This is a genomic window from Stieleria maiorica, from assembly GCF_008035925.1.
In the GTDB taxonomy this organism is placed as follows: domain Bacteria; phylum Planctomycetota; class Planctomycetia; order Pirellulales; family Pirellulaceae; genus Stieleria; species Stieleria maiorica.
On the sequence record NZ_CP036264.1, the window covers coordinates 8,250,755 to 8,262,958 of the forward strand.

Genomic DNA, 12,204 nt, shown 5'->3' on the forward strand with positions numbered 1-12,204 from the left:
CCGGTACCCCCGTTGTCGGACGTCCAGCGAACTCGATCGATCAGCCAGTGAGTGAAGGATACGAGTGATGAAGTGTTGTGGGTGGACGATGTCTTGCAATCTCATCCGTCCATTTGCGTTTGTGGTCTACGCGCTCCTCGCGCTCGCCAGCCATTTGGGGGCCGACGAGCCGCGACGAGACGATTTGTGGTGCCGGTACCGCGGACCGTCCCATGGCCGCGCGCACTTGGCCGATGCGCCGGGGCCGCCACTTACGCTCAAATGGACGATCGATCTGTCGAAGTTCAACCCGACGCTCGCTCCCGACAACAGTATTCTGTTTGGGCGGAAAAGACCGTTCGAATTTTCCCCCGCCGGATTGGGGATCGCTTGGCGGATGGACCAAGATTTCCTTTACGCGTTTGAAATCGGTTTTTACACCAGTGGCAAACGCGTCGCCGTTTTTGATCGTCGTACGGGAGAGTTTCTGGGGCGGACGTCTGACGGAAAATCGCAACCGTTGGCTAATAAACGTGTCGTTTCGATTCACGACGATCCCGGTTTTGGAACCCCCTTCGTTTTCTATGGAAACTTTTATTCAGGCCAGCGGCTTTTCGGAATCGACTCCGGCGGAAGTCTCTCGCCGTTGGATCTGACCCAGATCAACATGCGGAAAAAGATCGCTGGGCACGCCTGTGAAGGACCTCGCTGGTTGCAGGGCCGTTTCTATCTCAACGGCGGCGGGGCTTGGATCGATGCCGGCGCGAGTTACCGCTGGGGGAGCCATTTGGTCCGCTGGGGACCGGATGAACATCAAGTCGTTTTGCGGGACGTCTCCGTCCCCTGCGCCGTTTGGGATCACGACCAATTGATCCTGTTTACCCGCGGAGGGCTCAGCGGACACCGGCCGGATGCGGTTTTTTCTTGGCAGGAGTACATCAAAGTCGGAGTCGAAGACGACCGGGGCGTCATCCTTGCGCGACGACGCGTCACGAATCGCGACAACCCGACCGGAGAGGATCTGTTCGAAGATCCGATGCCGACCAGCGACGACCAACGAATGACCAATCGCGCACGAAACGCCGTCAATGCGATGGCCATCAGCGTTGACGGTCAATTCGTCTATTGTCAGGAAAGAGTCACCGCCGGCGAACAGCGAATCGTCCGCCGAAAAATTGATGACTTTTCCATCGATGGAGTGATCCCATCGGCGATTCTACCGCCGGTCCGTGAACAGAGTACCTTTGGGCACGCGAATCTGGAGTTGGGTGTTGGGATGGCGGTTGACGATCAACACTTCTACTTGCATCTGGTGGATCGAGTCGTCGCGCTGTCGCTTGACCTGAGGACCATTGCGTGGTCGGCCAAGCTACCGCCCCGACAACTGGACGGCCACTGTGCGTTCAGCATGAATCGCTACCTTCCCAAAAGCAATCAGCAATACGCGTGCCGCGGTACGGAGAACACTCTGGCAGTCAGCGGTCGGCATCTTTACCTGACGACAGATAGCTCGCTGCAGGTCCACAGCACCGCGACGGGAGAGAAACTGTGGAGCTATGAATTCAACAGCCTCCCCCGTTTTTCCGAGTTGGTCACGCATCCGCATACGAAAGCGATGACCCGTTTGAAGGCGTTCGGTTATCCCGGCGATATCCTATTGGCCGACGATGCGGTTTACGTCAGTACGCATGGAAACCAATCGCATCTTTACTGCTTTGTCCGCAGCGACACTTTGCCTTCCCAATGACGACATCGCGGTCAGCGACCTTCCTACCTGACGGGCCGATTTCGCGACCTCCAGCGACAGCCGTCTGCCGACAGAGACCATCTGCCTGCTGAACGGTGCTCTTTCAATAACTCACTCAACTGCATCGCTGCTTTCAGTCATTGCGGCCCGGTGTTTCTGGTGGATGGAACCCACATTGCGACCGGTTTTGCCCACTTCGCCGACCGCGATTAGCAGCCTTGCCTGGGCCGCAACCGGATCAGTCCCCGCAAGATCCAGACCCAACTTCGGTTCGGCTTGGTGGGGAGGCGCCTTTTCCCCCGATTGGCTGGACTCCGTCACAAGTTTGACCGATTACACCAAATGTAATTGATTTATCAGGCCGAAATGCTGACACCGACATGAGCAGAATTGCAATTATCTTTATGACCCACCTCATGTTGTTGGCATTTGTACCGGCCAATGCAGTGGACCCTGAAGTCGAAGTAGAACACGACCCTGCTTCGCTACTCCAATTGCCATCGAGCCTGAACGACGGCCCAGCGCACTCAGGGGACACACCTACCGAATGGTTGCAATCGGAGGAATGCGTCGCTGCGACGTCTCTTACCAATCGAGCCATCAATTCAATGCTGGGAAGAGATGATTGCCTGCGAAAGGTGGGCATCACTCGGTACCGAGTCCACCCTCAAGATGGCACGACATTGTTCTATGATTCCGATAGCAGGGAATACCGATTACCGCTCGACGAGTTGCCGCCTTCGGCTGATCCCAACGATTTTCACGCCAATCCATTGGTCTCCGATCCCGGGTTGAGCGTTGCCGCACAATCTCGGCTTCTACAATTCCTAGCCTTGCCGATAGGAACGCAATACGCCAACGCTTTGCCGACAACGTCCTACGCTCTGCAGGTCCGTCCCGGCGTGTACTATGACACGGGCGCTTTTGAGTCGACACCGAATCGATTTTTTCCTGGCAATATTGCGTTGGACAACACTGCAGCAGCGCGCAAGCGTGGCAATGCGGTCTTCAACGACTTGGAAGATAGCCTGCAGAATATCCCCGTTCGGGCACAGTTGAACAATACGTTCAAGGGCCTCTTTGCGTCAGATCTCCTGCAGGCCTATGCAGATTTTTTCTACGCCGGTCGTGGAGATTTGCGTGGGCGTAGCTACTTTGCCCGGGGGTACTCCGGAGACTTCGGTTTTCTGATTGGAAAGGCGGAAACCGCGTTTGGTGACCTGGGATCAGCACCAATGTTGGTATCTCACGGTGCGGTTCCCGTTGGAGCACCCGGGGTAATTGATCCAAGTACGTTTACACATGCTGGTATCAATCAGATCCGCCTCACGCGCCATTGGGATTCAGATACGATTGAAACAACATTCGCGATTGAAGAATCATTCACTGCGAGCGACGTCATCGCAAACGACCAAGACCTTCATGACTGGCCGGCATTCGTATCGCGAGTCAGATTCAGCCCTGACGATTTCGACAGCTATCAAATCGCTGCGATGTATCGGCCGATCGGATTCATTAGCCCGACGTTTGTCGACCGCACGACCGACGGGTGGGGATTATCTTTCATTGGAAGGCGAGCCAATTCCGAACGAACAAGAGCGATTTACTGTGGCGCTGTTGGCGGTGAAGGAATCGGCGGGTACATCTTCGGCGGTGTCGATGCGGCCGTCGTCACGTCGCCCGAACAAATAAACGCTTTAACGAACTATGGCGGATACGTTGCGTTTCAGCAGGTGTTAAGCCGATCGGATGAACTGTCAAACCTGACGACCAACATTGCGTACGGATTTGTTGACTCGGATGCGGTTATGGCGAACCAGAATGCAGTGCTTCAGCAGGCTTGGTGGAACCTGTTGTGGAATGCAACGGATTCGGTCGCGTTGGGGATCGAGTACCAATATGGGTACCGCAAAATTCAGGACGGAAACAGCGGTGACAACCATCGATTCAGCTTTATTGCCCAATTCACGACTCCGAGCGCCCGTTCGACAGCAGCCGTCCTGAAGAGCACACGATCTCCAAATCAAACGCTTGTCCGGAACCGAAGATTGTAACGCCAAAATAAACGCTAACAAAACGCGCCGGCCACGTCCCAGGATGAAAGGAAACCGACCAGCTTGCCGTTTTCTTCGACAACTAGGTGATGGCGGGAACAGGTCGATAATCGCTTGGCGGCGTCACACAGCGGTGTCTGTGGCGAGACCGTCTCGACCGAGACACTCATGATCTCGTGGACCGGTTGTTGATCTAATTTCCGATGCGCCAAGTCCACCGCCCACAAGCAGTCTTCGTAGTGCGGGTAACCGCTGCGGAGTGCCGCGTTGGTCTCGCGAATCAACCTCACCAAGTCGGTCGCCGTGACGATCCCCACACACTTGTCATGGTCGACGACCGGTAACGCGTGCACTTGATTTTCCTCCATGATCTCCAAGACCTTGCCGGTCGGCGTTTCGGACGAGACCGTCTTGACCTTGCCCTTCATCACGTCGGCAACGAGTAACCGGCCCGTGGATTCAGAAATCATGTTGAAGCTCCCCTTTGACGCTCCGGCGGATTCTTGCAGGTGAGACAATCATGATCCGCCGACCAAACCGTCTCCCGGATCGCTCGTCCCCGGCATCAACATGCCAACGCGATCCGCTTCGCTGCGTTCATGCTGCTCCATTTCCTCGAAGAACACGTCCACTTCGTCCATCGCGTCGGTCCAACTGGCAAACGGAGGATCCACCTCCTTCAGCCGGTCATGCAGTTCGTCCAAACGAGAGAGCAACAGACGATGATCCGCACTCGTTTGCCGCTTGAACGCATTGACCTCCGGCGATGCGGCGGGATAGAGCTCGGCCAACTTGGCCAACATCGTGTCCTCACGCTCGAAGTGCTCCGTCAAACAGTCACGCAGCGGCTGTAATCGGGATGCGGTTTCGCCGAAATGCGGGACCCCCAACTGATTGACCTCCGACATCCAGTCACGGATCTCGTCGACACATGCGGCCAGTTTCCGGTCTTCGGTTCGCCAGTCAGCGAACAGATGACAAAGTTCGGAGGTCCCTTTGCTGTTCATCGCAATCTCCAACGTAGGTGCGCGTTTCCGCGCTCGGTGGAAAGCCCGAGAGGTTGCCCGTTATTGTACTGCAAAACCGATGCCGTCCATCGCGAAGAATCGATCGAATAACGGGTGGTCGGTCCCCGCCCTGCCGAGCCGTGCTGATCGGAGAATTCAATCGGGACGTTCGGCCGAGCATGGTTCGGCCGCCGTTTGGCGACAACAGCGACCTCACTCGGATTCAGGCCCGCCATCATTCCGCAGCGATTTGTGGCATTCGACACAGCTGACGGTGAGTTGGTTGAAGGCCAGCGTCGCCCCCTCGATATTCTGCTTTTCGGCCTGACGCTCGATTTCCGCACTGACGCGGCTGAACGTGTTCAAATGCACCCGATAATCGGGGTTCCTGCGACGCACAAATCCCTCCACCCGGTTCAGCAACTTCAACCGACCGGCGTTGTATTTCACGTCCTCGAAATCGCCCATCGCCAACCCACGCAGGATGGCTTGGGAATGTTTCAGTTTCTTCTCCATCCAGACACTCATCGTCTTGGCATCGTCCTGATCAAGCTTCGGCGCCGGATCCCTCGTCTCGGATGCCGCTTGTGGCCCAATTCCCCAGCCGACCACCGGTAGCAATGCGATCAGAAGTACAATGGCGAGTCGTTTCATCGTCAAATCCTTTTGGCTGAAGGTGCACACCGAATTCGAAGGCCAACACTGTCCCGATGCCAGCGCCGGCGAACCGGGGTCCCCTAGGCAAGCAATCGCTGTGCCGCACGTAAAGTACGGCTCCAATCCACACCGCGGTCACTCCGCTGGACTGGATGTCGTGCCAAATCGCCTCAGCTGGGCGAATACGCACATTCCAACCGGATTGCCCTAGCCAACGCGATCGCGATCGAGTATCCCGAAATCATGATCCGTCCCGCAAACCTGTTGATCCCGCTGCTGATCGCCGCACTCGCCGCGTCCCCCGCGACGGGGCAACAGAATCCACCGGCCCCTGCTCAGCCGGTCCCTGCTCAGCCCACGTATCGCTACTGGACCACCCACTGGTCGCTCAAAGACATCGCCGTGGGGGACTTGGCCAACAAACTGCGCGCGATCGGCCTGGGGCTGCCCATCAAAGTCGACGGGCTGGCGACGGTGGAATTCGACGTCAGCGTTCCGCTGAACGCACTTCGCACCGGCAAGGCCTATCGGATCGAAGGGGCGCTGACGATCCGTGATCTGGTCGCCGACCAAATCCGGTTCGATTTATTTCAAGCCGAAGTGACCTATGCCGATGGCCGATTGGACCTGGACGCCCTGCGCTGCATCGAGCAACTTGATGAGTCCGGCCAGGTCGCTCCCGGCGGCGGTCGGCTGACCGGAACCGCTTCGGCCGAACTGTTGCCTCGCGGCAAGTTCAACGCCGAGGTCAATACCGCCAACCTACGTATCGGACCGATCGGAAAGCTGCTCTCGCGTTTCGGTTTCGTCGATGCCCGGGGTGTCGTCCAAGGCGCGGTCACCGCCACGGTCTCCGTCGATGGGCAAGTCGACCAGCTCAGCCAGCCGGAACATCTGACGATTCGAGGCGATTTAGCGGCGACCGACCTGCGCCGCACTCCCGCGATCGGATTCAACTTGGCCGCCAAACAGTTCCGCTGGGAACAGCGTGAACTGCACCTGCCCGAGCTGCGGATCGAATCGCGTGACCGTCCCGACTTCTTCATCAACGCCGACGCCAATGTCCGATTCGCCGACTCCACTGCGTTCAATGCCAACCTGTCGGCCAACGACGCTCCATTGGACCAGCTGCTGGGACTGATCCTGGCCGACGCGGAATCCATCGTGCAGGGCAAACTGGATGCGAAAGGCAGCGTCAACGGCGAAATCGGACCGCAGACGACCGTCAAAACGCTGGACGCCAACCTGACCGTCGCGTCTCCCTCGGTCGCACTCGGTGGCGTGCAACTGGGCTTGTTGGAACACGACATCCGTCTGACGGAGAATCACGTTTCCATTGCCGCTCGCAGACCGGCCGGTTCGGCGAACAACAGCGCACCGCAATCGGCTCCGCCGCCCGAGTTGATCGTTCAGTCGTTGGATGCCGATTTCGAAACGACGGATCAAATTGCACGGTTCAGCAATCTGAATGGACAGCTCTTCGGCGGTACGGTGACCGGCGAAGGGCAATTCGCTCGGGACGCTGCCCTGACGCATCAATTGGATGTGCGTTGGCAGAACATCAATCCGGAATTCACGCTGCCGTTCGGCGCGCTAGCCCAGAACGCCAAACTGTCGGTACAGACCTCCGGCGACGTCCGGTGGAGTGCTCCGGCGGACAAACTGATGCAACCCAATGTTCATCGGGGAGAACTTTCGATCCAGGTGCAGGCGTTGAAGATCGGCCAGGAAACGGTCGGTCAAGCCGACGTCCAGGCCAAGGTGGCGCCCGAGTCGCTGGAACTGTCGGTAGGCGGAACGCTGCTGGGCGGCACCTTCTTGATTGAATCCGACGCGGCACTTGAAACGACAACCCGTTGGGACCAGATTCCGGCGACGTTGCGTTTCAACGAGTTTCGTTTCGACCGACTTTCGCTGCGACGCCTGATCGGTCTGACGACCACCAACCGGTCCCGCTATGACGGACGTTTGGGGCTGGTCGTGACGCCGACCACCGCAATGTCGATCACGTCCGAGACCGCCGAGACGAATGCGGCCCTGGCGATTCGGTTGGACGGGGTAACCGCTGACGGAGTGTTGGTCGCCCGGACGCTACGAATTGACGCCGATTTGGTCGGCCTAACGCCGGTCATTCAGTCCGTCCGCGGCACTTATGCCGGCGGCCAACTGGATGCAGAAGGCCGTTGGACGCTCGGGGAAGGCGAAAAACTATTGACCGCCAGGCTGAACCGCGCCGATGGCCGCAGGATCTTGTTGCCGATTCACCCGCAAGCCGACCAGTGGGTCGGAGGTCTGGTCATCGGACGCGCGACGTTGACCGGTCGCGGGGACGGGCTGGTCGATTCCCTCCGCATCTCCGGTTCGGTTCGGGTCGAAAAAGGGACAACATTCGGCATGCCCGTCGGCGACGCCACCAGTCCGATGGACGTCACCGTCGACTTCACTCCGCTGACCTGGAGGGCACGTTTTCCCGCCATTCGTTCCACATTGGCCGGCGGCCGGGTGACAGGGAATCTGGCGTTTCGGTCGGCCGGAGCAAACGTGGACGGAGTCCACTTGGACAGTAATTGGCGCGTCAACCATGTCGATTTCGAGTCCTTGCTGGATACCTACGTGGGCACCAGCACGATCGGTCGCGGTGACCTGACGGGCGACTTCCGACTGAGAGGGCGAAACATCAAAGACGCGCGCGACTTGGAGGGCCAATTTCGCGTGCGCCTCGGCGGAACCGACGCGACCGCCGTCCCTGGACTTTCCTCAGCCGGCTCGCTGCTCGGCGCGACCTCGCTGGTCGGTGTCCGATTCGAACAGGGCGAAGCGGTCGGCCGCATCCGCAAAGGCGACTTGCTGTTGGAATCGGTCGCGATGACATCCGATCGCGTCCAGGTCACGGCCAGCGGCAAGGTCGGCCTGCTTAATCGCCGACTGGACATCGACACCGTGATCTCGACCGGAAACTTCCAAGGCCAAAACGTGCTGCTTCAACGACTCGGCACCGAAACACTGACCGAGATCGTTCCGATCGGTGCGGTCAATCGAATTCTGAGCGATCGTACCATCGTGATTCAGATGGTCGGTCCGGCTCGTGATCCGGTGATCCGGCTGATGACCGGCGAAACGCTGCGAGCCAACGCCAGTCGCTTTGCACGCCAACAAGCACTCGGATTGATCATCGCCGACTCGCTGCTGATCGATTAGTGATCCGTTCCCCCCGACGTCTTAATCCGTAACGGGTGGTGAAACTGTAACGCCTGGTCTGTTTCTGTGATTCTGGTGCGACCGGTCATGCCGATACTCCGGTTATGACTACCACGCGAAACTTGATCCCGTTGTTCTTGCAAATGGCCCTACTGCCGCTGCTGGCGGGATGCAGTGCGCTCGGGTTTTCAACCTATCCGGTCGCCCACGTGATGACCGACGATACCAAGGCGGTGCTGGAACAAACGCCGCGCAACTTGGACGTCGCCCGTGAATTGTCCAAAGAGGTCCAGGTGGCCCACTACCTGCAACCCGGCGACGAGTTGCTGATCGAAACGATCGACGCGGATGTCGATTTTCGTCTGCCCGCCGATCAACGCGTCCTCGCCGACGGAACGATCGATCTGGCACGCTTCGGTCGCGTCGTCGTTGCCAGCAAGACCTTGGAACAAGCCGAAGCGGCCATCCAACGCCTGATCTATGAAGTCACCGACCGGCCGACACACGTCAACGTCCGATTGATCGATCCCATTCACCGCTACTACGTGATCGGAGAAGTCAATTCGCCGGGGGCCTATTCGTTGACCGGCCATGAAACCGTGCTGGACGCGATCATGGAAGCCGGTGGATTGACGCCGCGGGCCTCGGCGTGCGATCTGTTGCTCGCCCGACCGACCGAACCGGGATCCTGTCGGGTCACGCTGCCGGTCTGCTACCGGGCGATCACCCAACTGGGCGATACAACGACCAATTATCACTTGAAACCGGGCGACCGGATCTTTGTGTCTCGTCAATCGCTCTGTGAAGAACTCACCGGGCCGCTGCTTGGCGGACGAACCTGTGACCGCTGTTGCAAGCGACAAGTCGCCTGCTGTGACCCCCGCGTCGCCCCCACCGATCTGCCCAATTTCGCCGCACCGATGGTCGATTCGATCGCGCCGATGGATCCGCCCGGGTCGCTTGTTCCCGACGCAAGTATCCCGGATCAGGAATACGTCCCATCGGCACCGCGAGATCAAGACGCGGTGGAACCGTTGCGGCGGCCCGCCGAACCGCCGAAAGAGACATCACCCAGCCTGGATGGTGAACTCGACTTCGGATCGTTGCAGGGTTAGGGGATGGCGGACTGTTGGGGCGTTGCGCGGCTCACGCCTCCGCGACCTTCCCTGGAAACGTCGTGCCGCTAGGCCATGGGCGTGAACGGCCTTTGGCGGAAAAAAACGCACGACCTCCCCGAGGGAGGGTTGGGTCATCAAATCTTTCCTCTGGCGTTCGACTTGGACCGGACGCCAGGGTTCTACGGGCCCCGAAAACGACTATCGAGTTTCACGCACGGTGCGACCAGCGGGCGCTGCTGCAGAAGACGGCAAATCGCTAGCAACTCGCCCGCTATTTGAACTCTTTAACCAGTCGGCGGGGACCGTAAACAGCAAGCCATGGACTGTCGAAATGACGATCTGGGAAGTTGAAGGACCGTTAGACGCCGCTTGCGGATTGATTGTGCTCATTTGTGATCTCGCTTCCGATGATGAGAAGAATCTGGTAATGGCTTATCGGCAATCGGAAAGCAACATTCATTCCAAACTTGAAATCAAGTCAGGAAATCGCCGAATACCGATGGTTCACGCACTCCCCCAACGGAATATCCCACCTTCACTTGCACTGAGGACGTGATCCCGATGAAATGTGCGATATCGTCACGGTGAGGTTCAACTGGAACGTTTTGAACCACCGGTGATCCCCCAACCTCTCGATCACAACAGAGATGACCGACAAAACCAACCTGCCGATCATTGGTTGGCGCGAATGGATCGCCCTGCCCGAATTGGGCATCAAATTCATCAAGGCCAAGATCGATACCGGCGCCCGATCTTCCTCATTGCATGCGTTCGACATCGAGGTGTTTGAACAAGACGGTGGGCAATGGGCGCGATTCAAAGTCAATCCGGTCCAGCGGAACGAGACGTGGGAGATCGAATCGACCGCTCCGGTGATCGACATGCGGGCGATCCGCAGTTCCAGCGGCGAGACGCAGGTCCGCCCGGTGGTGAAGACGGCGGTGAGACTGATGGGCCAACAATTCGACATCGAACTGACGTTGGCCGACCGCAACCAAATGGGTTTCCGAATGCTGCTCGGACGGGAAGCGTTTCGCCGACGCTTTTTGATCGATCCCGGCAAGTCCTATCGTGGGGGAATCCCCAAAAAGCGGAAACGTCACCCCTAGGTGTTCGCGTTTCTTCCACTCGCGGTCGCCGTCAGCGTCGGCTCCACTCCCCCACCCCGCCAGACATGGTCCCATGAAACTCGGAATCCTTTCATGCAGCCCCCGGGCCTACAGCACGCGTCGATTGCGCGAGGCGGCCGTCCAACGTGGGCACAAGGTCAAGGTGCTCGACACGTTAAAATTCGCGATCGATTTGGAACGGGGTGCGCCGGATCTGTATTTTCGCCGCAAACATCTCAGCGACTACGACGCGATCCTGCCCCGGATCGGCGCATCGATCACGTACTACGGCACCGCGGTCGTCCGGCAGTTCGAGCAGATGAACGTGTTTTCGGCCAACACGTCATCCGGGATCGCCAATTCACGTGACAAGCTGCGCAGCCTGCAGATTCTCAGCCGCCACCAAATCGGGATCCCCCGCACGACGTTTGTACGTGACAAACGGGACGTGTTACCGGCCATCGAGCGAGTCGGCGGGGCGCCGGTGATCATCAAACTGCTCGAAGGGACCCAGGGGATCGGCGTGCTGTTGGCCGAGACGATTCAGTCGGCCGAGACGATTGTTGAACTGTTGCAAAGTCAAAACCAAAACGTCCTGATTCAAAAATTCGTCTCCGAAAGCAAGGGCCGCGACATCCGCGCCTTCGTCGTCGGCGATCAAGTGATTGCGGCGATGCGGCGTGTCGCTCAGGGTCACGAGTTCCGCAGCAACGTGCATCGCGGCGGCGTCACCGAAGCGATCGAACTGGATGACGAATATCGCAACACGGCGCTGCGGGCCACCCAAATCATGGGGTTGCGCGTGGCAGGCGTGGACATGTTGGAAGGCCGTGACGGCCCCCAGATCATGGAAATCAACTCCTCGCCGGGCCTGGAGGGCATTGAACGCTGCACCCAGTTGGATATCGCCGGGGCGATCGTCGACCACATCGCTTCCCACGTCGACTTTCCCGAAATCGATCTGCGACAACGATTGACGGTCAGCCGCGGTTATGGCGTGACGGAAATCAGCATCCCCGAAGGAGCCGACATGGTCGGTTCGACGATTGCCAGCAGCGGGCTGACAGACAATCATGTCAACGTGCTGACGCTCTACCGTGATGCCTCGGTGATCCCCAACCCACGCGGCGATCGTGAACTTCAAGCCGGCGACCGATTGCTGTGTTTCGGTAAACTGGAAACCCTCCGCCATCTGGTCCCCAAAAAGACGCGCCGGCGACGACGACCGGCCGTCAAAGAATTGCCGGAATTGCCGGTGGCCAATCAGGTGCACGAAGATCACGAGGATCCGATCCCCGGCCCGCTGCGAGAAGCGATCTGACGGACCGAACTGCA

General features: G+C 58.6%; 9 protein-coding genes. 6 read left to right on the top strand and 3 right to left on the bottom strand.

The annotated features are described in order from the left end of the window. The first annotated feature begins 88 nt into the window (after positions 1–88). A complete protein-coding gene (locus Mal15_RS27900) occupies positions 89–1,726 on the top strand; it encodes a hypothetical protein (protein WP_147870758.1) in 1,638 nt (545 codons plus the stop codon). A gap of 380 nt (positions 1,727–2,106) precedes the next feature. Beyond that, positions 2,107–3,780, top strand: a complete 1,674-nt coding sequence (locus Mal15_RS27905; protein ID WP_147870759.1) for a hypothetical protein — start codon at positions 2,107–2,109, stop codon at positions 3,778–3,780. 14 nt (positions 3,781–3,794) lie between these two features. Here Mal15_RS27905 and Mal15_RS27910 read toward each other — a convergent pair whose 3' ends face one another. The 3 genes from Mal15_RS27910 to Mal15_RS27920 form a co-directional block, all read right to left on the bottom strand. Further along, positions 3,795–4,250, bottom strand: a complete 456-nt coding sequence (locus tag Mal15_RS27910) for a CBS domain-containing protein (RefSeq protein ID WP_147870760.1) — start codon at positions 4,248–4,250, stop codon at positions 3,795–3,797. Positions 4,251–4,298: 48 nt separating this feature from the next. Further along, positions 4,299–4,787: a hemerythrin domain-containing protein gene (locus Mal15_RS27915; RefSeq protein ID WP_147870761.1), complete on the bottom strand. Its 489-nt coding sequence runs from the start codon at positions 4,785–4,787 to the stop codon at positions 4,299–4,301. A 213-nt stretch (positions 4,788–5,000) separates the two neighbouring features. Then, complete coding sequence (locus Mal15_RS27920) at positions 5,001–5,441, bottom strand: hypothetical protein (RefSeq protein WP_233903076.1); 441 nt, start codon at positions 5,439–5,441, stop codon at positions 5,001–5,003. Between the two features lie 246 nt (positions 5,442–5,687). Between Mal15_RS27920 and Mal15_RS27925 the strand changes: the two genes are divergently transcribed. The 4 genes from Mal15_RS27925 (at position 5,688) to Mal15_RS27940 (ending at position 12,190) form a co-directional block, all read left to right on the top strand. Then, the gene (locus Mal15_RS27925) at positions 5,688–8,642 is read left to right on the top strand and encodes an AsmA-like C-terminal region-containing protein (RefSeq protein WP_147870762.1); all 2,955 of its coding nucleotides are present in this window, start codon (positions 5,688–5,690) and stop codon (positions 8,640–8,642) included. Between the two features lie 104 nt (positions 8,643–8,746). Continuing rightward, positions 8,747–9,757 (top strand): polysaccharide biosynthesis/export family protein, encoded by a 1,011-nt coding sequence (locus tag Mal15_RS27930; protein ID WP_147870763.1) that lies wholly within the window; start codon positions 8,747–8,749, stop codon positions 9,755–9,757. A gap of 650 nt (positions 9,758–10,407) precedes the next feature. Further along, the gene (locus Mal15_RS27935; RefSeq protein WP_147870764.1) at positions 10,408–10,869 is read left to right on the top strand and encodes an ATP-dependent zinc protease family protein; all 462 of its coding nucleotides are present in this window, start codon (positions 10,408–10,410) and stop codon (positions 10,867–10,869) included. Positions 10,870–10,942: 73 nt separating this feature from the next. Beyond that, positions 10,943–12,190 carry a RimK family alpha-L-glutamate ligase gene (locus Mal15_RS27940; RefSeq protein WP_147870765.1) on the top strand — a complete coding sequence of 416 codons (1,248 nt, stop codon included), beginning with the start codon at positions 10,943–10,945 and terminating at the stop codon, positions 12,188–12,190. Positions 12,191–12,204 lie beyond the last annotated feature (14 nt).